The following is a 23,973-nucleotide window of genomic DNA, read 5'->3' on the forward strand; positions in this document are numbered from 1 at the left end:
GACAAAATGAGTAAATGGGTGAATTCTATTATAGAAGAAGGCAATAAAGAAAATAAACTTACAAAAAAGCAAGAAAATATTCTAATAGCTGCCGTAGAGCTTATTAGTGAAAAGGGATATGAAAAAGTATCAACTGCAGAAATTGCAAAAAGAGCTGGAGTAGCAGAAGGAACAATTTTTAGGCAATACAAAACGAAGAGAGATTTGTTAGATGCCATATTTATTCCTTCGTTTATGAGATTTGTAAAACCTAAAATTATAAAAGAATTTATATCTAGTGTTTTAGATAAAGATTATAATACATTGGAAAGTTTTATTGAAGTTATAGTAAGAGATAGATATGAATTTGCAAAGGATGAAACACCATTATTTAGAATTATTATTCAGGAAATAATATCTCAAGATTATATAAAAGAAGAAATAAAAGAAATGTTTTTAATAAATGCATATCCTGTATTTACAAAATTAATTAAGAGATTTAAGGATAAAAATGAAATTATAGATATAGATGAGATTACATTATTTAGAATTATTATAACTAATATTTTAGGATTTTTAATACCAAGGTTTGTTTTATTTTCTGATTTGCAGTGGAATGATGAAAAAGAAATTAGTATGGTAATTCAAAATATAATAAAGTCTTTAACTTAAAAAAAGCCGTATATGTAAATTTTACATATACGGCTTTGAGTAAATTACCAAGGTTTATATGTACCCTTAGTGTAATAATTATAATACATATAGTTGGCTCTAAATCCCATTAGTATTCCAAAGAGTAAGGAAAAAATCCCATGAACATAATTAGTTAATACCCCAACTACAATAATATATACTACAGCTCCAACATACATTTTTTTAGTTAACATCCAAATCCAAGAAAATAAGAAAGGAAAGAAATTAAACTTGCCTTTATAAGTTTCACCACTATCTTTTATTTTTGTAAATTCTACTTGATAGTAAGGCTTTAGATTAGCAAACTCATCGTAAATGCTATTGCCTGTTTTGCCACTTCTATAATATTCTTTATGACTACTTTTATCATCAGAATTAAAAATTATTATTTTTTCTTCTTTATCATTTGTATCTGTTTTTTCGCCACATTTAGGACAGAATTTATCTTCTTCATCGTACTTAAATCCACAGTTCTTACAAAGCATAACTTATCTCCTTTAAAATATATTTATAATATAATACTGTAATTTTTAAGTGCATAAATAGTAGAAGTATTATAAATATCATTATTTGATCTAAATTCATATCTTTGAAAAGGAAAATCTGATGCTGAATAATTTAATTTTGGCTTTGACCATGATTTGCCCAAATCTAAAGACTCACTGGTATATAAATCGAAATACTCAATCCATTGAATATATATTCTTGAACAAGTAGAAATTAAATTAGGAAATACGCACATGGAATTTTTGCTAATATATTTTTCTGATGTAATATTAAAATTATCATCTATAAAATTTCCTTGTATGTATTTACAATAGTACCTATTTTTATTATTTTCTGCAAAAACTATATGATAATTATTTTTATTATCTTTTATTGCAGACAAATAAATTTTATCTTTTTTTGAATTAGTTATTTGTTTAGGACTTGACCATGTATGAAGATTTTCATCAAATGTAGATGAAAATAGTTCCTCATGATGATTTACTAATTTAAAGTAAAATATGGTTGGAACATTATTATAAGTAATAACGAAGTTAGTTAATATGTTATAATTGATAAAATCAATTCTAGTTTTTTTACAAATATTTGGTGATTTATATAAGTGAATTATATATGCACAGTAAGGTGATTCTTTATTTATAGAGTAATATAATATATGATTTTCACTGTTTAATTTTTTAATATAAGTAAATTTTATAAGAAAATTTTTATAATCATATTTAATAATTGTATCAAGATCTACGTTATCACTAGTTATAATTAAATTTTGAAGTTTTCCTTTTTTATCATTTAATATACCGTAAATATTATCCTTATCATCTACGTCTAGCCAAATATCTATAAATGAGTACTCCCCGTTAAATAATATACGTGAATCTATATTATTTAAATCAGAATCTATATTAGTAGAGACAATATTTTTACCAAGTTCAAATAAGGTTAGTCCTTTATTAATAGAACTTTCAACTAAGATAGAGGTTTTATCTATAAAAGGCATAATATCCCTCCTTAAAAATATTCATATTAATATTTATATTAAAATACTATTTTTTATACATAAATTATCGAAAATAATAAATATATTAATCTGATAGTAACATGTGCTCATTAAAATCATATATTTTATATAAGAAGAGAATATGGTCTTTTCTAAAAAATAATCAGGAGAGGATATATGACATGAGTGAAGTAAAAGACAATTTAAATGAAGATTGTTGTGGCTGTGAAAAACCAGGTCCAGTTGAAAAGCCAAACAGATGCCAAGAAGGATGCTGCTCTCCAAAAGAGATAGCAGCTCCGTTGGATGTATGTACAGCAAAGGGGATTCCAGTACTATCTGATAGAATATATGACTGTGTATATTTAGAAGATAAGCAGAGAAAATATTTAAAAGATATTGAATTTACTATAACGTCAAATTGCAATTATAAACAAGGGGATGAAATATGTATAGAAACTATTATAGTTAAGTATAAATGCATAGGACTAATAGACGAGGAGATAGAAGTAAGAATCGATAGCTTAGAGAATGAAGTATCTTTCCATTCATCTGATGAATCTGAAAGTTGCAAATGTAAATTTGATTGCAATGGAGGTTCTATAAAGAAAAAATTATATAACACGTACAAAGGAAGCAAGACAATAGATATTGAATGCTGTGAAGAAGGAAGAAAAACTATAATAGGTGAAGATTGTTTAGATTTTTATATTTGTAAAGCTAAACTTATAGTTAAAGGTAAAATAGGTTGTGAAAAATTTAGAGCAGAAACTGAAGAATTTAGTGGACCATTAAGCGCAGGATTTGGATTTAATAAAGCAGATTTCTTTGGAACAATATGTCTACCAACAGGTAGAAATAGAATACACTTCCAAGAAATTTTTGATGCGTGCCTGTCAATAGATTGTATAAGATCAACAAAAACTTATGATCCAACAACAAATAAATTCTGTGCAGATGCTTTTTCAACTTTATTAATAAGCAAGACAATATATGCCATAGTAAAAGAAGAGCTTATAGTATATACAAATACGAATCCAAGCAGTATTACTTGTACAGATGGAAGAATTGGTTCAAACTGCTATTACAATGGATAAAAATATGTATAGGATTAATTACTAATAAATTAGTCCTTGTCTTATGTAATAAAATCTCCTCATTATACATATGTATAATGAGGAGATTTGTTTTTGAAAGGAGTGAAAAAATGAGTAAAAAAAATGATAATAAGATATTTGCCAAAGTTTTTGATCTTATAAATGATATAGTAAATATGTTATCAAATAAAAGAAATAATGAAATTAATATGGAAATAATTACGGTAGATGGAGTAAGAAAAGAAATAAAAATTACTAATAATAATGTAGACTTAATTAAAATAAATAGAAACATAATAATAATAGATAAAGAAGCATTACGTCTAGAAGACATAGTAAAATTAAAAATATTAGATACTAATTTGGATGATAAGGCAAAAAATATATTTATAACAGAAGTAGAAAATATTATTGAAAAGGAAATAAAACAAGAGTATAAAAATGCAGGATATTATAGAGGTGGTAACAATTTATCAAAGGAAAAGAATATCGAATGGTATATACAAGAAAATAAAAATAATATAAATAGAATTTATTGCAAGGGAACAAAATGTGATAGATATATGAATAATATTAGATCTGTGGATAAAAAGGAAGCTTTAAGTAATGATACATTGTTAGATATAAAAAGAAAAGCTGTTTTGGAAGATTTTAAAGTAAATGTGGAAAAAAATAATGTGTTAAGTTCCATAGAAGATAATAAGGAAAAAGTAATAAAAGAGATTGAAACTGAAGAAATGTTTGTTTTAACTAATAACTCTAATGAAGTTGAAGTGGCAAAACCTATAAAAGTAGAAGAAGTAGGAGTAGTAGCAGATATACATATGGAGGATTGCAAAGTAATTACAAATCAATCGACTACAAAAGTAGTTAAAGATATTATAGAAAAAAAATCAAAAGCAATAACAGATACAAAACCTGTTTATGAAGAAAAAGTAATCGGAAATGTTAATACAGATATTCAGCTAATTAAACCTAAAACTATTGATATTTTGATTATTAAACCTAGTAATAAAAATATTAATGAAGAAGAAATAAAAGATAAATACTTAACTTTTGATCCAACAGGAGACAATTATATAGGTATAGTACTGGATGACGGAACCTTTGAACCATTAAAAGTTTCTATGGAAACTATAACAGTAGTACCTAATAATATAAAAAATATATTAGTTAATATAGATGAAAATAAAAATATAATAAATCAAGTAGTTAAAGAAATAAATTATTCTAAGGATAGTTTTATAAATTCTGTAGATATTGAATACGATGATAACATACTGGAGAAAAAAGAAGAAAATGAAATTTCCATAAATAATATTGTTAATGTTTCAAATAGTACTATAAATAATATAGTGAATAAGGTTGAAACTGCTTTTGTTGCTACTAAAGAAAATGTAGAATCTATAAAGTGTATAAAAGATGTTCAATATGATTCAGTATCGAAAATAGATAAGATAGAAAAAGTAGATATGATTAAGTCAGTAAAAACTAGTGAAATTAAAAATTATGTTGTGGAAGATGTGAAATTGGATAAAAAACCTACAAGTTTAATAAGTAGTGTGGAAATAAGTAAGGAAAATATATCAACACCGTTTGAAGAAGATATAAATGGTGTTATTAAACAGGTGGGTAGTGGGGTTATGTTAGTGGATAACAATGATTCAGGTATAACAATTTACTCCACATCAAAAATAAGTTCAGTATTATAAATTAAAATTTTAGGGTATATAAAACAAAGTGTGTATTTTTCCGATAATGATACGTGATATGCTCCCTTTATGGTAGACAGTTAAAATAATAAAACTGTTATCATGAAGGGAGTATTTTTATGTCTAGAAAATCTAGAATATCTTTTGAAATAAAAGTTAGCTAATGATACAAAGGCCTATTTAAGTGAAATAATAGATTTGTATGATAATAGTATAATTTCATTTATTTTGGGACGATCAAATAACAATAAACTCGTAATTGATACATTTGATTTAGCTATGAAAAAAATCCTCACGCCAGTCCGCTATTGCATAGTGACCAAGGATATGAATATACAAGTAAAACATTTAAATTAAAACTTGATAATGTATCAGCTACTCAGAGTATGTCTCGTGTTGGTAGATGTATAGATAACGGTCCAATAGAAGGTTTTGTGAGTGGTAAAATAAAATTACCCAGAAAAGGGAAAATTAATTCCCCACATATTTATCAATATTATCTCTAGTATGCTTTACTATAGTTAGAAAATAAATAATTATAGGAGAGATATAAATGTTGGGAGTAGATATGCATACAACAATACAGACCCTTTTCAATAAAGGATATAGTAAAACAAAAATAGCAGAAATAGTTGGTGCTGATAGAAAAACTATTGCTAAAGTTCTCAAATACTTAGATGAAAAAGGACATGTTGAAAGAAAGAAAAAACTTCAATGCTAGACCGGTTTGAAGAATATTTACAGATACAAGTTAAAAAAGAATTAGCCGCTAAAAGAATATTTCAAGATCTACAACGAGGTTTTCAGTATGAAGGAAGTTATGATACAGTAAAAAAATATGTAAAAAAATTAAAAATACTACCTAAAAAAGTTTACATGGTCTTAAATACCCTGGCGGGTGAAGAAGCACAAGTAGACTTTGGATATATAGGCGCTATCAAAGTAAATAACAGAAATAAAAAAGCCTGGATATTTGTGATGACATTAAGTTATTCAAGATATATGTATGTATATACACCTACAGACAAAGGAAAAGTTGAATCCAATGTAAATTACGTTAAAGAAAATTGTTTTAAAGGTAGAGATTTTAAAGACATACATGAAGCATCTGAGTTTTGTAAAGAATGGTTAGCTACAGTTGCAAATGTAAGAATTCACGGAACTACTAAAAAAATACCTAAAGATATATTTGAAACAGTAGAAAAGAAGACATTACAACCTTTACCAGTACAAGAGTTCATATCATCTAAGCTAACTAAAGCCAAGGTAAACTCTAACTGCCATATATCTTATCAAAATAATTACTACTCTGTTCATTATTCATACATAGGTGAAACTTTTGATGTATTAGAGATAAACAATATTATTAAAATACTATTTAATTACAAAGAAATAGCCCTTCACTCCATTTCAAAGAATACAAAGGGCCACTTTAATACAAAGATAGAACACTATCCTCATAATAAAAATATAACATCTAAAGAGATTTTGTCAAGACAAAGAGAGACTATGTCTACAATAGGAGCTGGCGTTCTAAAATTCTTTGATTTATACATAAATAAATGTAGCAACAAATATGATAATGAAACCATTAATAATGCCTGTATACGAGCACTTTCATATGGTGCATTAACTTATAAAGTAGTTAAAAAGATTTGCGAAAGTAACTTATCTAATCTACCTATTGAAACAAATGAAACATACATAAATACCAACGAGACCCATATTTCTAGAAACGTAAGTGATTATAATAATTTAATGGATTTAGGAGAAATAAAAAATGAATGATTTAATGCTTTGTAGATTAAGAGATTTAAAATTATCAGGAATTGTTAAATCATTAGATGTTCGTAATGAAGAAGCAATTAAAAGTAACCTCTCATATATGGAATTTTTAGAACTCTTAATTAGTGATGAAGTTCTAAATAGACAAAATAATAGCAGTATTAAAAGAACTAATAGAGCTAAATTTACTCAACATAAAACCCTTGAAGAATATAATTTTAATTACCAACCTCTAGCATAAATAAAAGGTTTATCTATAATCTAGCTACTTGTGAATTTGTCCGCAAGAAAGAAAATGTGGCCTTCATAGGACCGCCAGGTACAGGTAAAACACATTTAACAATATCTATTGGATTAAAGGCTATATCTCAAGGTTATAAAGTATTATTTAGTACAGTCAATGAAATGCTAGAAGATTTGTATATTTCAAGAGCAGACAATTCATTTCAACAACGATTAAAGTACTATACATCTGTAGATTTGTTAATATTAAATGAATTAGGATTGAAAAAACTAAATCAAAATAGTGTAGATGATTTTTACGAAGTAATCTCAAGAAGATATGAAAAAACTTCAACAATTATTACTTCAGATAAGGTTTTTTATGAATGGGCAAGAATTTTCTATGATCCAGTTTTAGCGACAGCTATACTTGATGGATTTGTTCATCATGGCCATTTTGTCGTAATAAAAGGCGAAAGCTATAGAATGAAACAAAGGGAAGGAACTTTAAGAGCTATGTTAGAATCTTCATCTGACATAGGGAGTTCTGAATAATTATCATTAATAAAATAGTGGGTAATTTTTATTGACACTAACATAGCTAATAAGGATAAAAAAGAGTTCACTAAAGATTTAAAATCAATATATCATGCTCATAGTGAAGAACAAGGTTATGAAATAATGTTAAGAATAACTGAAAAATGGCAAGATTATTATCCAAACGCTATGAAAAATTGTTCTGAAAATTGCGACGCAATAAGTCACGTATTTGAATTTTCTGTAGATGTACGTAAGGTTATCTATACTACAAATGCAATTGAAAGTATTAATAGTATATATAGACGTTTAAACCGTCAACGCAGCGTATTTCCAAGTGAGACGGTTTTACTTAAAGCTTTATATTTATATACCTTTGAGGCTACTAAAAATGGGCTTTACCTCTTAAAAATTGGGGGGAAAGTTTATGGAGAGCTATCAATAATGTATGAAGGACGACTAGATTAACAATTATTTATAACTAGCAAAAAAACACCTTTTTTAAAGGTGTGCTTGATGTGCAATTAAATTAGAATTACATTCAAATTAAGGCACGGATAGATTTTTATTCTACCCACGCCTTAACAAATTTATCATAGAAAGCTATTTACAGAAAAAATTTCACAGTCTCAAGTAATAGAGGCAAAGTTAATCTTACTAAACAGCCTCTATACAGAGGTATAATTTTATATTTCTGTATAGAGGTTCTTAGAGTGTTTTAATATTTACTTACCTTTTAATTTTTAAATCCTAGATGGTGTTTTGTGTACATGTTTGTCTCGTTTAATTATATAACTTAGGAAATATAAAAATTCCTAATCAATATATTGTCATCAATACAAAATTTCTTCTATAGATATAAATATTATAAAATATTTATATCTTATTTGGTAACATTGTTTTGTTTTGTAGATATATTATATTATAAGCAAATAAAGCTTATAATATTTTAAAGGAGTAAATTTTATGAGTAATAATGGTTGGATGGTTACAAAACCATCTCAAAACAGTGAATCACATCCTTGTTCAGAACCAAAACCTTGTTCAGAACCAAAACCTTGTTCAAAAGAAGAGAATTATTGTTGTGCAAAAGATATGATAAGAGCTTTAAGATTATTATCTAATCCATCAATAAAAGATGATGTACTATTTGACGAGTTTGCTTTTATAGGTAAAAATTTTTTAGTAGGCACTGCTTTAGAAAGTGATCCAGATGATAATGATAATATATTTGATCCAGATGCTACACTAACTAGTATTGATCCATGTCAATCTGATTTCATAAATATAAGTGGTAACTCTGTTGTGTATCCAATTTTAGCTACTTCTATTTCAGATGCTGAGCAATTTCCTATGGCAGTTAATCGAGTATCACTTTGTAACCTGGATGCTATAGTATTCCAATATGACCCAGAAGCTACAAATTTCGAGGATAATTTACAAAAATTACTTGATAAGGAATATTGTTGTCATCGTTGTAATGATGCAAGATTTGGCTATGGAGAAGATATATTTGGATGTATATTTAATCCTTATCGTTTTGGAGATAGCTTTCTTAATTTTACTGCTGGTTGGTTAGCTTGTACAGAAGCTAAAATTTTAGGTAGAGTAGGAAATGTATTAGTTCTTGCTAATACAGCATACTATCCGGCTGTGCCTGTGTCTAGAATTTATTTTGTATGTTTAGGGTCTATTGGATTCTATAGTGCATACCTAGATTAGAAAATATCAATTATATTCTTTAACAGGTATAGAATTTGCTTTGTATATCTAGAATCCTATCTGAAAATTTAATTATACATTTTCTAGATAAATAATAAAGTTTAATGATAATAATTTAGGTTTATTTAAATGGCTATGGTTATGAAATCATAGCCGTTTTTAATTAAAATTTATATCTTTGCAGGAAATCCATTTATTATTACCTTTACGTCTTAATTTATTTGATATTGGTTATATAATTTAGGTAATAATAAAATCAATATATTTATATGAGGTTGTAAATTCATAATTCATATTTTTTAGGAAGTTATCTTCATCATCAGGATAAAAAACAAAGTTTTTCGTACATATGTATCTACTAGATAAATCTTTGAGTGGTAAAATAAAATTGGTTCTTTCCATACTTAGTTGAAAAACATTACTATTCTAATAATAATACTTTTCTTTTTAATGTTTCGAAACCACATTTACCATACATAATTCTTTTAATGACCTTTATTTTGTTAACTTTGCCTTCAACTAAGCCATTATTATATTCATAATCAATACCATTTTTTACAGCAACTATATCTCTTTGTATTCCTGATATAAAACTATTAACTTCATGAATATTTAACTTTAGCCCTTCTTCAATCCAAGAATCTAATTTATTGGAGTTTTTATTTAAAAGGATATATTTAGAATTATCAACAAGCTCGAAAAGAGATCTTAAATCCTCATACTTGTTGATTAAATCTTCAAACTTATCAGTAGTTATAATTTTTAAATTGTTAATCCTGTTATATAATAAATTTACAACGTATTTTCTTTCTATATAATCATAATTATTAATTTCAATGCTATTATTATGTAAAGTATCTTTTCTAAAAGAGTCAATATATTTTTTACAGAGGCGTATGAACCATGATATCTAAGATATTGGATTTCAGAATAAATTAATTTTATACTATATCCCTCCAAATAACTATCTTTAATTGTATCTATATATTTATCTACAATGCTACATTTGGATTGACTCAAAGAAGCCTGTTTCCATGTACCGTCTGATTTTAAATATTTACTTGCTCTTCGTCTATCTAAATTTAATTTGTCAGCAATAGTCTTAACATTCAGGCCTTTAGATTTCAATTCTTTAACCTTTTTCATTAACTGTTCTTTTCTTTCATTGAGGCTACTTTTTTATAATAATAATTTTGAGGTTGTATTATATTTTTCGCTATCTTCATTAGGTATTCTAGAATAATTTATTACAGTTTTATTTGAAATACCTAGTTTTTGGTAATATATTTAATTTTAAAACTGTGTAATCTTAATTTTTTAACTGCAGATATGAGATCCCATTTTGCCTAACTGTATTTTTATTGATATTATTTAGCATTTTTTTAGGATATTACAGCTAGTACTTTTTCCTATGGTAGCAATATTACTACTTAGTAGTTTTAATATAGATACTGAACTCGTGTTTTTAGACACATCTAGAACCTTACATTATAATCTTTTGTTTTCTTTGATTTGCTATGAATAAACTTAAAAGTTTCAACAAACGTAGTTTTTTACATATTTATTTTTTGACAATAATTTTATCTCTCAATTTATGAATAACTTTTTACTTATTACTACGCAGCCAATGTTTTTATTTTAATGATGACTCTCAAGTGATTTTTACTATATGTATATAAATATGATGAACGTTTTATTATATTAAACCATATTGTAATAATAAGAAATTATATTTTAAGGAAGGATATTGATGTAATAATGGAAAATTTAGCAAAATTTATTAATTTATATAAATCTTACGACAAAAAGGATGAAGACCCAATTGAAAATCAATATAATAATGCTTTTTTCTTAAGAGAAGTACAAAAATCTTTAACTAAGGAAAAAGAAAAAAATAAAAAAGATAAGAATCTACCTCAACATGAAAAAAATACTAAAAAAATCTTAAATTATTTAAATAGGTTTATTAATGCAAAATCATATTATGAAAAATTTGAAAGTTATAGAAATATAAAACGTATAATGCGTGATTTAAATAATATAGAACAAAATATAGATGGTCTACAAATAGAAATAGATAAACTTATATATTATATTGAACTTGAAAATAATGAGTATATTTTAAATTATAATTATATAGAAGAAAAACTAGATGAAATAGTAAGACAGATTGCAAAGGAGAGAATGTAAGTATGAAAGTAATAATTTTTTATCATGAAATACAAAGAGAATTGCAAAATGCATATTTACTAAAGTCAGAATTACAGAGAAGAGGACATGAGGTATATGTATATCATTATGATTATATAGTAAAGCCAAAGCGAGTTTTGTATTTTACACCAGATATAGTTATTACACATTGTTTGCATGATCCAAAGACAGTAGAGTGTGTTACAAGAACATTTAATAGTAAGATTACCCGAATAGTTAATCTTCAATATGAACAAGTAATGTCAAATATGTGGGACAAAGCCACATACCAAATTCCGCAAGGAATAGAAAAAAACGCAATGCATTTATGTTGGGGAGAAATGTGCAAGAACAGATTTATCTCAAGTGGTATTAGTGAAGACAATGTAAAAGTAGTGGGATGTCTAAATGTGGATATGTGTAGTGAAAGATTTAGAAATATTTATAAAAATAAAGAACAAATGGCAAATGATTATAATTTAGATAAATCTAAAGAATGGATACTATTTTTATCAAGCTTTACGTTGGCACAAGTAAAAAAATCTCAACAAAGAGGAATGGGCATAATAGTTGGCAAAGCAAATGCTACAGAATTTTGTGAAATAAGTACACAGTCTAGAAAAATAATATTGGAGTGGATTGAAAAATATATAAGCAGTAATGACTGTGAATTTATATATAGGCCTCATCCTTATGAAAAAAGAAAGCTTAATAATTTTAATGAATTAGATGAATTGGAATCTAAAAATGAGAGATTTCATGTAATAAAAGAAGATTCCGTGAGAAGTTGGATAAATGTATGTGACAAAATTAATACATGGATAAGTACATCTATAATTGATGCCTATTTTATGAATAAAAGTTGTTCAATTCTTAGACCTGTTAATATTCCTGAATACCTAGATCATGAATTGATGATGAATGCAAATAAAATAACTAAATATAAAGAATTTTATAATTATAATAAATTTGATAGTAATATGGAATGTACTCTAGATAAAAAAATTATAGATGGTTACTATTCCGTAGATAAAAATAAATATTGTTATGAGAAAATTTGTGATTTATTAGAAGATATTGTAGGAAAGAATAGAGTTATGAATTTATATAAATAAACATAATTATTTTCAAATAACACTACTAAAATAGTACCTTTATTTACATTAAATGCATATTATAGATAGAAATGTTTTATAAATACATTGATTTAAATAGTAGAACATTTTTTTAGTATAGTGTTAAAGGAGCAAAGATAATGTTGAATAGTAAAGTAATATTAATTACAGGCGGTACAGGATCATTTGGAAAAAACTTTACTAAATTAATTTTAAATAGATACAATCCTAAGAAAATCATAATATTTTCTAGAGATGAGTATAAACAAGATTTATTCAAGAAAGAATTAGCTCTATCAATGCCAGAAAAATTACATTTAGTTAGATTTTTTATAGGAGATGTAAGGGACAAAGATAGATTATATAGAGCATTTGACAATGTAGATTATGTAATACATGCAGCAGCTATGAAGCAAGTACCAGCCTGTGAATATAACCCTTTTGAAGCAATAAAAACAAATATAAAAGGAGCCGAAAATATAATAGAGGCAGCTCTTGATAAAAATGTAAAAAAAGTAATAGCTTTATCCACTGATAAAGCTGTTAATCCTATAAACCTTTATGGAGGAACAAAATTAGTATCAGATAAATTATTTATTTCAGCAAATGGATATTCAGAAGAAAAAGGAACAATATTTTCTATAGTAAGATATGGAAATGTATGTGGAAGTCGAGGTTCAGTTATTCCCTTTTTTAAAAATCTTATAGAGCAAGGCATAACGGAATTGCCCATAACAGATTTTAATATGACTAGATTTTGGATTAGTTTGGAAGATGGAATTAATTTAGTTTTGAAAGCTCTGAAAGAATCAAAAGGGGGAGAAACATATATATCTAAAATACCATCATTTAAAATAGTAGACTTAGCAGAGGCTATGTCACCAGGATGTGAACTTAGAAATGTAGGTATTAGAGAAGGTGAAAAATTGCATGAAGTAATGATAACAAAGGATGATTCTAGAACTACTTATGAATATGAAAAGCATTATATAATTTATCCTCAACTTGAATGGTGGAATAAAGAAAATTATTTTGCTGAAGGTGGAAAACTTATACCAGTCGGATTTGAGTATAGCTCAGGAACAAATACTCAGTGGTTAAATGTAGATCAGTTAAGATCTGAAATGAATAGATTAGGAATATATAAAACATAATTATATTTTATATACAAGAAGGATGTAATAAATATGAGTATATTAAATAAATATAGATTTGGTCCAGATATACTATTAAAACACTGGATGCTTCGTATAAAGCCTCTAAACAAAATACTAGTAAAAAGAAATATTGAAAAACTAGGAGATAACGTACAGGTAAGACCATATGTAACAATTGTAAATGGAAATAATATTAATTTGGGAAATAATGTTGTATTAAGATCAGGAACACAGTTACATGCAGGTAAAGTATCTAAAATTATTATAGAAAATAATGTGCTAATTGCGCCAGACGTGTTTATAACAGTTAATAATCATAATTATGCAGATATAAATAAGCCAATTCTTCAGCAAGGAGACTCTGAGGAAGAAGTAGTGATAAAAGAGGGCTCTTGGATTGGTAGAGGAGCTACAATATTAAAGGGTGTAACTATTGGAAGAAATAGTATAGTAGGTGCTGGAGCAGTAGTTACTAAAGATGTTCCAGACTACTGTATTGTTGGAGGAGTACCTGCAAAAATAATCAAAAAACTGGACTAAAAATAGAGAAAGGAGAATATAAGATGAAAAGTGAACTAGCTATAAATGGTGGTACTCCAGTAAGGGAGGAATACTTATCTTATGGACGTCAGGTTATAGATGATGGTGATATTAAATTAGTAGTTAATGTTCTAAAAGGTAATTATTTAACTACAGGACCAAATGTAAAACAATTTGAAGAAATGGTGGCTGATTATGTAGGTTGCAAATATGCTGTAGCTGTATCTAATGGTACAGCTGCACTGCATGCAGCTTGCTATGCTGCAGGAATAAAAGAAGGAGACGAAGTTATAACAACTCCTATGACATTTGCAGCTTCAGCTAATTGTGTTTTATATTGTGGTGGAAAACCTGTATTTGCTGATATTAATCCATACACTTATAATATAGATCCAAAAGAAATAGAAAAGAAAATAACTAGCAAAACTAAGGCAATAATACCAGTAGATTTCACTGGTCAAGCAGTAGATTTAGATGAAATTAGGAAAATAGCAGATAAACACAATTTAATAATAATTGAAGATGCAGCTCATGCAATTGGAACAAAATATAAAGGAGAAAAAGTTGGAAACATATCAGATATGACAGAATTTAGTTTTCATCCAGTAAAAACCATAACTACTGGAGAAGGTGGAATAATTACAACTAACTCAAAGGAGCTTTACGATAAATTAGTACTATTTAGAACACATGGAATTACTAGAGAAAAAGAGTTTTTATTTAACAAAGAAGAGGGCCCTTGGTACTATGAACAAATTGATTTAGGTTATAACTATAGAATAACAGATATACAATGTGCCCTTGGTATAAGTCAGTTAAATAAATTAGACAAATTTATAGAGAGAAGAAAAGAATTAGTGAAAATGTATAATGAAGAATTATCAGAAATAGATGGAATTATTATTCAAAAAGAAGAAGATTTTTCTGATACTGCTCGCCATTTATATATTATAAAAATAGAGTTAGAAAAATTTAAAGTAGGAAGAAAAGAAATATTTGAAGCTTTACAAGGTGAGAATATAGGAGTTAATGTTCATTACTTACCAGTGTATTTACAACCTTATTATAAAAAACTAGGATATGAAGAAGGTTTATGTCCTAATGCAGAAGATTTATATAATAAAATGATTACTTTACCACTACATGTAAATATGAGTGATAAAGACTTACAAGACGTAGTATTGGCAGTTAATAAGGTGCTAAACTACTATAAAAAATAAAGGTGGTAATTTCTATGAATATATTAATTGTAACTACTAAAGAGTGGAATAAATCAAATGCAATTATATATAAGTTACAAAGTACAAGAGCCTGTGAAAAAATTCTATAATTTCTAAAATATAACATCTTTCTATGATAATATTAAATTATTATGGGAGGCTGTTTTTTATGGTAAAAAAGAAAAGAAAGATTAACTGAATGCAAAAAGAATATTACAGCTACGCTAATAAAAGAATATGACATTGCAACAGCTGAAGATATTCAAGATGCATTAAAAGATTTGCTTGGAGGTACAATTGAATCCATGCTTCAAGCTGAAATGAATAATCATCTAGGTTATGAACCTTATGAAAGGGATGAAAGTTATAATTCAAGAAACCGAAATAAATCAAAAAAAGTTAGAAGTACATATGGTGAGTTCCAAATTGATGTACCGCAAGATAGAAATAGCCCTTTTGAACCTAAAATAGTAAAGAAAAGACAAAAAGATATCTCAAGTATTGAGACTAAAATTATTTCTATGTATGCAAAGGACTTATCAACTCGTCAAATTTTAGATAAAATAGATGAAATTTATGGTTTTGAAGTAAGTGAAAGCATAGTTTCAGACATAACCGATAGGTTGCTTACTGAAATCGAAGATTGGCAACATCGGCCACTATCACAAGTTTATCCAATCATATATATTGATGCAGTTCACTTTTCTGTAAGAGATAACCATACCATCAAAAAGTTAGCAGCATATTTTATCCTTGGAATAAATGAAGACGGTAAAAAAGATGTTTTAACTATACAAGTCGGTCAAAATTAAAGTAGTAAATATTAGCTAAAGATTTAAAATCAATATATCATGCTCATAGCGAAGAACAAGGTTATGAAATAATGTTAAGAATAACTGAAAAATGGCAAGATTATTATCCAAACGCTATGAAACGTTGGTCTAAAAATTGGTATGCAATAAGTCCTATATTTAAATTTTCTGCAGATGTACGTAAGGTTATCTATACTACAAATGCAATTGAAAGCCTTAATAGTACAGATAGACGCTTAAAGCGTCAACGCAGAGTATTTCCAAGTGATACGGCTTTACTTAAAGCTTTATATTTATATATCTTTGAGGCTACAAAAATGGACTTTACCTCTTAGAAATTGTGAGAAAGTTTATGGACAGCTATCAATAATGTATGATGGACAACTAGATTAACAATTATTTATAACTAGAAAAAACACCTTTTTAAAGATATGCTTGATGTGCAATTAAATTAGAATTACATTCAAGTTAAGGCACGGATAGATTTTTATTCTACCTACGCCTTAACAAATTTATCATAGAAAGCTATTTATAAAAAAATTTCACAGTCTTCAACTTTTGATAGAATAATGCACACCCATATTATTTAATTAAAAATAAATGATTTATATATAAACATATCTAATTTTAAGCTGGTATTCCATAGAATCCTATAGATTCTAAGCATACAAAATAAATTCTATTTATATCATCAAGAGTATTAGCAAGAACTAAAATATTTCCAACTTTACCTAAAGCCTTAGCTTCATGTAAAGCAAGCCAGCCACCTGTAATATTAACTAAATTATCATTGAAAGAATAAGGTTTATTTATATCTCTAAATATACCATCGCCACAACAACATTCATCATCTCTAAATATATCATTGCCGCAGCAACATTCATTATTTTTAAAATTATGACATGGGTATTTTTTGTCAAGTAATGCTTTTAAGCTTGCCTCAAAATCTTCTACAGCTTCAGGATCATAGTTGAAAATTATAGCATTTAAATCACAAAGAGATGCTCTAGAAATTGTATCTGGTATAAAATAAGGTGATGGATCTTCAGCTGGTATTGGATAGTAATAACCAGGTGCATTTATATTTATAAAACTAGATTGACAAGGGTCAATTGAACTTAATGTTGCATTTGGTGGTCTAGTATTGTCGTTCTCCTCAGTGATCCAATCAGTAATTAATTCTAAACTAGTACCTATTAAAAATTTTTCACCAACAAATGCGAATTCATTGTATATTATAGCATCCTTTATAGTAGGATTTAATAATAATTCTAAAGCTCTTTTTATGTCTTTGTTACAGCAACATTCATTTTTTTGACATGGTTTAGGTTTTGGACCAGGACCAGAGCCAGGACAAGGATCACATTGTTGACATGATTTAGGTGATAGCCAACCGTTATTACTCATAATATCTACTCCTTAAATATTTATATTATATAGGTTTCCTTAGCCTATATTTATAATATATTTATAAAATAGAATAATGTTACTAAATAAGTATAAAAAACTAAAATTTTGTTAAATATTGATGTATTTTATGGATTGTAATAGAATCTTAAATTTACTACTAAAGAATTAATTTTAATATATTTAGAAAGAATCTTGTGCCATAAAATAAGATATCATATAAAAACTTTTATATTAAAATAAAAAACTGACAAATATAATTGTCAGTTAAAATATATATATTCTTTATGATAAATACCTCCAATATTATAGGCAGTATTATAAAAACATTTTCTTATTTTTTTATAACACATTAAATCCATCAGAATTTCATAATTAATAAATACCTTTCCTAAAAAACCGTCAATATTATAATGACAATCGTATTTAGGGGATATAAATATATAACCTGGATCAACCTCAGCATTTAAGCAGTGATCCACATCTATAAAATTATTATCTAAATCACAATTGGTAGGTATGCAACATTTATTCATTAAAAGAATCTCTATACAATCTTCAGACTTTCCAGTGGCTTCAAAATATATTTTTTTACAATTATTAGTATGAGCTATAGCCTTAAATTCTAATATAATTGAAATTTCTAATTTAAGCATTTCTATGATACTAAATAAGATTTTATTATGGTTATCTTTTGGTAAATTAATAAATACGTCCTTTATATTCATACAATCATTAAGTAAAGATTTATCTGAATCTACACATTTACCATTGATTTATAAAATATTAAATGAGATGAAGTTTGACTTATTTTGTGATAAAAGATGCTATCATAAGGAGTTTGATGACTGTGAAAAAGAATTTAGACCTTGTGAAAAAGGTAGCATAGATAAGATGTATAAGTCTAATGAGCATGATGATTATGAGTGTAATGAAATGTGTGATAAAAATTGCCATGTCTGTAATCATTATGATGATAAATACCATCCAAAAGAAGTTGAAATAATAAGAAATATTACGAATAACTTTTTAAAAGAAGACTTGTGTATTGATAAACTACAGGGATGGAATAAGGATTGTAATTGTATTAACTTGCTAGATGTATTAACAATAACACTTTACGATATGGAGGAATGTACTTGTTGTAAGAAAAACTATGGATATCTACTACAACTAGATAAATTTGAATGTATATTAAAAAATTTAAAAAATTTACTTTGTCAATTAAGATGTCTATTTAGTAAAAAATGTGATTTGATATCAGATGTATTATGCACTTTATTTAAAGTCATAGATTCAATAGCAAGTATAATTTCAAAAATAAGTAATATAGAGTGCTTATGCAAGTCACATATGAATTGTAAGTGTGAATTAATAGAATGTATGGTTTGTGAATTGGGAGATGAAATAAATTTATTAGAAAAGTTAGTATCAGAATTTGCATGTACAGTATTTGAACTACCATCAAAAGAAATATTAAACTGTACAATTTGTGGAGTATCAGAGTGCGAAAAAAATAGAAAAAGAAATTATTTGAAAAAACAATGTGAAGGAGATCGCCATAAAGATTAACAAACTTACTATAATAAATATTAAACACTAAGCGTACCTCCTATTAATTGTAACCATATTTAACTAAGAAAAATATAAATAATTAAATAGCATTATTGGAGGAATTATAATGAAATGTTGTTCTTATAAAATAGGAAGAATTGTGGAAATAACAGATAGTAATGATAGCAGATATAAGTTGATTACCATAGGAAAAGATCCAAAGGATATTTATACTTTCACAAGACTTGTTGTTAGTGATGAAACTTTAATATTAAACTGTGAATATAATGAAATTACAGTAGATGATTTAAGTATAGGAGACTTAGTTGTGGCATATCATTCAAATGTAATGACAATGAGTATACCACCCCAGACTAGTGCCTATATAATAGAAGTAAAATAACCTGAAGAAAAGAAAAAAATATATTATAATAAAAGAATAGTATCAATTTGGAAAAATTAACAGGGAGATGATGAAATGGCAAAAAAACAACAAAAGACTAATGCCATGAGAATATTAGATGCTAAGAAAATAGAGTATAATATGTATACTTATGAAGCTGATGATAACCATATAGATGGAATAAGTGTGGCACATAAATTAAATCAAGATGAAAATATGGTATTTAAAACTTTAGTAGCTCAAGGTGGGAGCAAGAATTTCTATGTTTTTGTAATACCTGTGGCAGAAAGTTTAGATATGAAAAAAGCAGCAAAATCAGCTGGAGAAAAGAATGTGGAAATGATTCATGTTAAAGATATAAATAAGGTGACAGGATACATTAGAGGAGGATGTTCACCTGTAGGAATGAAGAAATTATATCCTACATTTGTACATGAAAGTGGCAAAAATTTAGAAAAAATAATTGTAAGTGGTGGAAAAATTGGATTTCAAATTGAACTAAATCCTGAAGACTTACAAAATACTATAAACTTTAAATATGCAGATATTATAAAATAAAACAAAAAACAGATACAAGTTTTAAATTTGTATCTGTTTTTTATTGAAATTTTTGTCTTATTATTTTGTGAATGCAACAAAACCGCAGTCTGTAGGATGATCTATAAAAATAGCATCCTTATATTTGCATAATAATAGGGCAATAGTAGTATCCCCACCTGCGGATAAAATATTAATCAAACTTAAAATCATTAATGAAGAATTCCCCATAAAGAAAGAAATTATAAATAGCAAAATACCTAAAATAAGTAAAGGCATAAGTCCGCCAGTAATATAAGCTTTAAAATTAAGCGGTTCTTTGCAATGACAATAAGGAGTAAGTGATTTCCACATTACACCAAAATTTATACTCTTAAATCCTTCCTTACAAAATAAGCTCCAAGTAAGTCCATGTAAAAATTCATGAATGACAACAGATGCAATTATTGAAATAAAACATAATATGAGAGTAGCTGGAGTAAACTCTAAAATAAAACTGTCCCATTTATTTATATAAATGAAAAGACAAATAAGAGCTATTGGACCGGCTGTAAGTAGTGCATAAATGTTAGCTTTTGCAACAGTAATTATTCCTAAATTCTCTTTATATCCATTGTTTATCATTTCTTCTTTAATTTCTTCAAATCTTTTTATTTTTTCTTGTTCTTTTAAATTCTTTTCACTAATACTTTCAGACATAATAAACCCCTTAAATATTATTTTTATTGAAATTATAACATATAATCCTAATTTGTCCTTGAATTTTTAAATATTAATTTGGAAAAATAGAATCAAAGGAAGGTGAAATAATGTTTGTTCCTCAAAGAATTATATTTGAAAAAGGTGCTCTAAACTATGAAATAGGGAAAAATATTTATGAGAAATTTAAAAATAAAGAAAAAACAGAAATAATAAATTTGACAAATAATAAAGTTAAAGAACATATACCAGGAGATAGTATTAAAGATTTTTACAAAGAAGGAAAAAACACTTTGGTTGTAGGTGTAAAAAAAGGTTATAAATTTCAAAGCTGTAAACCGTCAGCTCATTGGCAATTACCTTTATTTAGTGGCTGCGTGGGAAATTGCCAATATTGTTATTTGAACACAAACTTAGGTGACAAACCTTTTATAAAAGTTAATGTAAACATTGATGATATCTTAGATAGGGCAAAACAATATATGGATGAAAGAAAGCCTGAAATTACCATATTTGAAGGTTCAGCCACATCTGATCCTATACCTGTTGAGCCTTATACACATTCTTTGAAAAGAACAATTGAATTTTTCGCAAAAAGTGAATATGGAAGATTTAGATTTGTAACAAAGTTTGATGATGTAGACACATTATTAGATATTGAACATAAAGGTAAAACAGAAGCAAGATTTACTATTAATACAAGAAAAGTCATAGAAGATTATGAAAAAAGAACGGGTAGTAGAGAAAAAAGAATTGAGGCTAGTGTAAAAATGATGAAATCAGGTTATCCTGTTGGATACATTATTGCCCCTGTATTTATGTATGAAAACTGGGAAGAAGATTATAGAAATCTTTTAATATATTTAAGTGAAAAAATACCTAGTAATTTAGAATATCCAATCACTTTTGAAGTAATATCTCACCGATATACAACAAGAGCAAAAAATATTATAAATGAAGTTTTTCCAGATAATACTTTACCAATGAAAGATGATGATAGAACTTATAAATATGGTCAATTTGGGTATGGAAAGTTTGTTTATCCAAAGGAAAGTCTATCTTATATGAAAAAATTTTTTACAGAAAACATAGAAGAAATTTTTCCAGATGCAGAGATCAAGTATATAATTTAATTAAAAAAGGAGAGTTGAATAATTTTAGCTCTCCTAAATTAACTATATTCTATTTTCTATCCATCTACTTATTTCAGCGATTATATCGTCTTTAATTAATTCATCCAAAAGCTTATGATATAAACCATTCAAGATTCTAATTTCCTTATCTGTGGAAATTATATTATTAAATAAAAACCTACTATCTTCACAATCTATTACTGCATCCATTGAGCCATGAAGTATTAAGCAAGGATATTTAAATTTATATAAATATTCAAGTATATTAGAACAACTTTTTTTCAATGCCTTATAAAGACCTACAGTAACTTGTTTTAATACTAATTCATCCTCATCATAAGATTGAACAAAATCATAATCATGACTCAAATTATGAATACTTCCAACAGAGACAACGTCAAAATCACTATCATATTCATCAGAATTACAACTTGTATAATTACCATAATCACAAATTAAAGGGCTACAAAATATCATTCCATCTACCAGGTTATCATATTGTACACCTAGAATGCTCATTATATGTCCTCCCATGCCTTGACCTAAAATAAATAAAGGAAGATCTGGATTTTCTTCTTTAACTAAATCAATAACAACTTTTAGATCTTTTGCAAAGGTATGGGCATCATCAACATATCCTCTTTTCCCATCAGAATCTCCGTGCCCTCTGTGGTCATATCTATATACATTAAAATTATCTGAAACAAATTTGCTAGTGATATAATCATATCTTCTATAGTGCTCTGCTAATCCATGTAGGATTAAGATAGTAGCTTTAGGACTATTAACTAAGTCTTTTGCGCATTTTAAATAAGTATTATCAAATGATTTAACCCAAAAATCTACTGTTGCAACACTCATATATTTCACTCCTCAAGTTTTATAATGAATCCTAAAAAGCATAGGACTAACATATATAGTTATTCTATAAAGAGGAATGAATATCCTTTTTTAAAAATTATGATTTATTTTTATAACTAATACAATTTATATATAAATATAATTACCATAAAAATTATTCTATAAAATATTGTTTATATTGAAAAAAAGTGGTACAGTTAAAATGTAAACACGAATAATTAGAAGGTTGTTTGGGAGGTACGTTCGCTTGAGGGAAATTGATTCAAAAATAATAACTAAAGAGGTTAAGAAACTTTGTATTGAGGGAAATATATATCTTGGAGATGATGTAATAAAGTCCTTTAAGGAGAATTTAGAAAAAGAAAAAAGTGATTTAGGAAAAGATATATTAAGTATTTTAATAGAAAATGCTCAAATAGCTAAAGAAACTCATATACCTCTTTGCCAAGATACAGGAATGGCAGTATTTTTTGTGGAAATTGGTCAAGAAGTTATGATAAAGGGAGATACCTTAACAGATGCTATTAATAAAGGTGTAAGTGAAGGTTATACAGATGGATATCTTAGAAAATCTGTAGTAAGTCCTATTACTAGAATAAATACAAAGGATAATACTCCTGCCATAATTCATTACGAAATGGTGAAGGGAGACAAAATAAAAATTCAATATGCACCTAAAGGTTTTGGTAGTGAAAACATGAGTCAATTGAAAATGTTAAAACCTTCTGATGGAATTGAGGGAGTTAAAGAATTCATAGTGAAAACTGTAAGTGAAGCCGGACCTAATCCATGTCCACCAATAGTTGTGGGCGTAGGTATTGGTGGTACAGTAGATAAATGTGCTCAAATTGCTAAGAAAGCTTTATTTAGAGATATTGGAACTCATAGTGAAGATGAGATGATAGCAGACTTAGAAAAAGAAATGATTAAAAAAATAAATGATTTAGGAATAGGGCCTCAAGGTCTTGGAGGAAATACTACAGCTCTTGCTGTAAATATTGAAACTTTCCCAACACATATAGCAGGGCTTCCTGTTGTAGTTAATATAAATTGTCACTCTGCTAGACATAAGCAAGTGATTATATAGGAGGGAA

Annotated in this window: 25 protein-coding genes and 3 pseudogenes; 20 read left to right on the forward strand and 8 right to left on the reverse strand. The window is 26.9% G+C overall.

Annotated elements, in window-relative coordinates; genetic code table 11:
* The first annotated feature begins 6 nt into the window (after positions 1–6).
* Positions 7–651: a TetR/AcrR family transcriptional regulator gene (locus TVTCOM_RS04355; RefSeq protein ID WP_434798631.1), complete on the forward strand. Its 645-nt coding sequence runs from the start codon at positions 7–9 to the stop codon at positions 649–651.
* 44 nt (positions 652–695) lie between these two features.
* On the opposite strand, the gene TVTCOM_RS04360 is transcribed toward TVTCOM_RS04355, so the two are convergent.
* Both TVTCOM_RS04360 and TVTCOM_RS04365 read right to left on the reverse strand, forming a co-directional pair.
* On the reverse strand, positions 696–1,157 hold the full coding sequence (locus TVTCOM_RS04360) for a DUF2628 domain-containing protein (RefSeq protein ID WP_434798632.1): 462 nt from the start codon (positions 1,155–1,157) through the stop codon (positions 696–698).
* 23 nt (positions 1,158–1,180) lie between these two features.
* Positions 1,181–2,176 carry a hypothetical protein gene (locus tag TVTCOM_RS04365; protein ID WP_434798633.1) on the reverse strand — a complete coding sequence of 332 codons (996 nt, stop codon included), beginning with the start codon at positions 2,174–2,176 and terminating at the stop codon, positions 1,181–1,183.
* Between the two features lie 182 nt (positions 2,177–2,358).
* Between TVTCOM_RS04365 and TVTCOM_RS04370 the strand changes: the two genes are divergently transcribed.
* The 8 genes and pseudogenes from TVTCOM_RS04370 to TVTCOM_RS04405 all read left to right on the forward strand — a co-directional run bounded on the left by TVTCOM_RS04370 (position 2,359) and on the right by TVTCOM_RS04405 (position 9,251).
* Complete coding sequence (locus TVTCOM_RS04370; RefSeq protein ID WP_434798634.1) at positions 2,359–3,273, forward strand: hypothetical protein; 915 nt, start codon at positions 2,359–2,361, stop codon at positions 3,271–3,273.
* Between the two features lie 110 nt (positions 3,274–3,383).
* On the forward strand, positions 3,384–4,985 hold the full coding sequence (locus tag TVTCOM_RS04375) for a hypothetical protein (protein WP_434798635.1): 1,602 nt from the start codon (positions 3,384–3,386) through the stop codon (positions 4,983–4,985).
* A 305-nt stretch (positions 4,986–5,290) separates the two neighbouring features.
* Positions 5,291–5,437, forward strand: a pseudogene (locus tag TVTCOM_RS04380) (IS3-like element ISBth8 family transposase); the annotation flags it as partial.
* Positions 5,438–5,553: 116 nt separating this feature from the next.
* A pseudogene (locus TVTCOM_RS04385) lies at positions 5,554–6,773 on the forward strand (IS21/IS408/IS1162 family transposase).
* Positions 6,766–7,011, forward strand: coding sequence for an ATP-binding protein (locus TVTCOM_RS04390; protein WP_434798636.1), 246 nt, complete (start codon positions 6,766–6,768; stop codon positions 7,009–7,011). Before TVTCOM_RS04385 ends, TVTCOM_RS04390 begins: the two are co-directional and overlap by 8 nt.
* A gap of 11 nt (positions 7,012–7,022) precedes the next feature.
* Positions 7,023–7,547, forward strand: coding sequence for an ATP-binding protein (locus TVTCOM_RS04395; protein WP_434799716.1), 525 nt, complete (start codon positions 7,023–7,025; stop codon positions 7,545–7,547).
* Positions 7,548–7,634: 87 nt separating this feature from the next.
* Entirely contained in the window at positions 7,635–7,997 is a 363-nt protein-coding gene (locus TVTCOM_RS04400) for a transposase (RefSeq protein ID WP_434799717.1), read from the forward strand.
* A gap of 498 nt (positions 7,998–8,495) precedes the next feature.
* Positions 8,496–9,251 (forward strand): CotA family spore coat protein, encoded by a 756-nt coding sequence (locus TVTCOM_RS04405; RefSeq protein WP_434798637.1) that lies wholly within the window; start codon positions 8,496–8,498, stop codon positions 9,249–9,251.
* Between the two features lie 421 nt (positions 9,252–9,672).
* Here TVTCOM_RS04405 and TVTCOM_RS04410 read toward each other — a convergent pair whose 3' ends face one another.
* Positions 9,673–10,161, reverse strand: coding sequence for a transposase (locus tag TVTCOM_RS04410; protein ID WP_434799718.1), 489 nt, complete (start codon positions 10,159–10,161; stop codon positions 9,673–9,675).
* On the reverse strand, positions 10,062–10,379 hold the full coding sequence (locus tag TVTCOM_RS04415) for a hypothetical protein (RefSeq protein WP_434798638.1): 318 nt from the start codon (positions 10,377–10,379) through the stop codon (positions 10,062–10,064). The genes TVTCOM_RS04410 and TVTCOM_RS04415 overlap by 100 nt, the downstream gene beginning before the upstream one ends.
* Positions 10,380–11,009: 630 nt before the next feature.
* On the opposite strand from TVTCOM_RS04415, the gene TVTCOM_RS04420 reads away from it, so the two are divergent.
* The 6 genes and pseudogenes from TVTCOM_RS04420 to TVTCOM_RS04445 all read left to right on the forward strand — a co-directional run bounded on the left by TVTCOM_RS04420 (position 11,010) and on the right by TVTCOM_RS04445 (position 16,678).
* A complete protein-coding gene (locus TVTCOM_RS04420; protein WP_434798639.1) occupies positions 11,010–11,441 on the forward strand; it encodes a hypothetical protein in 432 nt (143 codons plus the stop codon).
* 2 nt (positions 11,442–11,443) lie between these two features.
* On the forward strand, positions 11,444–12,556 hold the full coding sequence (locus TVTCOM_RS04425) for a surface carbohydrate biosynthesis protein (protein WP_434798640.1): 1,113 nt from the start codon (positions 11,444–11,446) through the stop codon (positions 12,554–12,556).
* 140 nt (positions 12,557–12,696) lie between these two features.
* Positions 12,697–13,710, forward strand: a complete 1,014-nt coding sequence (gene pseB / locus TVTCOM_RS04430) for a UDP-N-acetylglucosamine 4,6-dehydratase (inverting) (RefSeq protein ID WP_434798641.1) — start codon at positions 12,697–12,699, stop codon at positions 13,708–13,710.
* 33 nt (positions 13,711–13,743) lie between these two features.
* Complete coding sequence (locus TVTCOM_RS04435) at positions 13,744–14,253, forward strand: acyltransferase (RefSeq protein WP_434797429.1); 510 nt, start codon at positions 13,744–13,746, stop codon at positions 14,251–14,253.
* 23 nt (positions 14,254–14,276) lie between these two features.
* Positions 14,277–15,473: a UDP-4-amino-4,6-dideoxy-N-acetyl-beta-L-altrosamine transaminase gene (gene pseC / locus TVTCOM_RS04440; RefSeq protein ID WP_434798642.1), complete on the forward strand. Its 1,197-nt coding sequence runs from the start codon at positions 14,277–14,279 to the stop codon at positions 15,471–15,473.
* A 212-nt stretch (positions 15,474–15,685) separates the two neighbouring features.
* Positions 15,686–16,678 (forward strand): annotated as a pseudogene (locus TVTCOM_RS04445) (IS256 family transposase).
* 234 nt (positions 16,679–16,912) lie between these two features.
* Here the strand turns inward: TVTCOM_RS04445 and TVTCOM_RS04450 are convergent.
* Together TVTCOM_RS04450 and TVTCOM_RS04455 are read right to left on the reverse strand one after the other, a co-directional pair.
* Positions 16,913–17,692 (reverse strand): CotA family spore coat protein, encoded by a 780-nt coding sequence (locus TVTCOM_RS04450; protein ID WP_434798643.1) that lies wholly within the window; start codon positions 17,690–17,692, stop codon positions 16,913–16,915.
* A 263-nt stretch (positions 17,693–17,955) separates the two neighbouring features.
* Positions 17,956–18,420 carry a hypothetical protein gene (locus tag TVTCOM_RS04455; RefSeq protein WP_434798644.1) on the reverse strand — a complete coding sequence of 155 codons (465 nt, stop codon included), beginning with the start codon at positions 18,418–18,420 and terminating at the stop codon, positions 17,956–17,958.
* Positions 18,421–18,463: 43 nt separating this feature from the next.
* On the opposite strand from TVTCOM_RS04455, the gene TVTCOM_RS04460 reads away from it, so the two are divergent.
* From TVTCOM_RS04460 to ybaK, 3 genes are all read left to right on the forward strand, one after another.
* Positions 18,464–19,264, forward strand: a complete 801-nt coding sequence (locus tag TVTCOM_RS04460) for a hypothetical protein (RefSeq protein ID WP_434798645.1) — start codon at positions 18,464–18,466, stop codon at positions 19,262–19,264.
* Positions 19,265–19,373: 109 nt separating this feature from the next.
* Positions 19,374–19,649, forward strand: coding sequence for a hypothetical protein (locus TVTCOM_RS04465; protein WP_434798646.1), 276 nt, complete (start codon positions 19,374–19,376; stop codon positions 19,647–19,649).
* A gap of 75 nt (positions 19,650–19,724) precedes the next feature.
* The gene (gene ybaK, locus TVTCOM_RS04470; protein WP_434798647.1) at positions 19,725–20,207 is read left to right on the forward strand and encodes a Cys-tRNA(Pro) deacylase; all 483 of its coding nucleotides are present in this window, start codon (positions 19,725–19,727) and stop codon (positions 20,205–20,207) included.
* Between the two features lie 60 nt (positions 20,208–20,267).
* Here ybaK and TVTCOM_RS04475 read toward each other — a convergent pair whose 3' ends face one another.
* The gene (locus TVTCOM_RS04475; RefSeq protein WP_434798648.1) at positions 20,268–20,885 is read right to left on the reverse strand and encodes a DUF3267 domain-containing protein; all 618 of its coding nucleotides are present in this window, start codon (positions 20,883–20,885) and stop codon (positions 20,268–20,270) included.
* A gap of 110 nt (positions 20,886–20,995) precedes the next feature.
* On the opposite strand from TVTCOM_RS04475, the gene splB reads away from it, so the two are divergent.
* Positions 20,996–22,018: a spore photoproduct lyase gene (gene splB, locus TVTCOM_RS04480; RefSeq protein ID WP_434798649.1), complete on the forward strand. Its 1,023-nt coding sequence runs from the start codon at positions 20,996–20,998 to the stop codon at positions 22,016–22,018.
* Positions 22,019–22,060: 42 nt separating this feature from the next.
* Here the strand turns inward: splB and TVTCOM_RS04485 are convergent, their stop codons facing one another.
* A complete protein-coding gene (locus tag TVTCOM_RS04485) occupies positions 22,061–22,879 on the reverse strand; it encodes an alpha/beta hydrolase (RefSeq protein ID WP_434798650.1) in 819 nt (272 codons plus the stop codon).
* 247 nt (positions 22,880–23,126) lie between these two features.
* Here TVTCOM_RS04485 and TVTCOM_RS04490 point away from each other — a divergent pair, with 247 nt between their 5' ends.
* Entirely contained in the window at positions 23,127–23,966 is an 840-nt protein-coding gene (locus tag TVTCOM_RS04490) for a fumarate hydratase (RefSeq protein WP_434798651.1), read from the forward strand.
* Positions 23,967–23,973 lie beyond the last annotated feature (7 nt).

The organism is Terrisporobacter vanillatitrophus, assembly GCF_051148895.1.
In the GTDB taxonomy this organism is placed as follows: domain Bacteria; phylum Bacillota; class Clostridia; order Peptostreptococcales; family Peptostreptococcaceae; genus Terrisporobacter; species Terrisporobacter vanillatitrophus.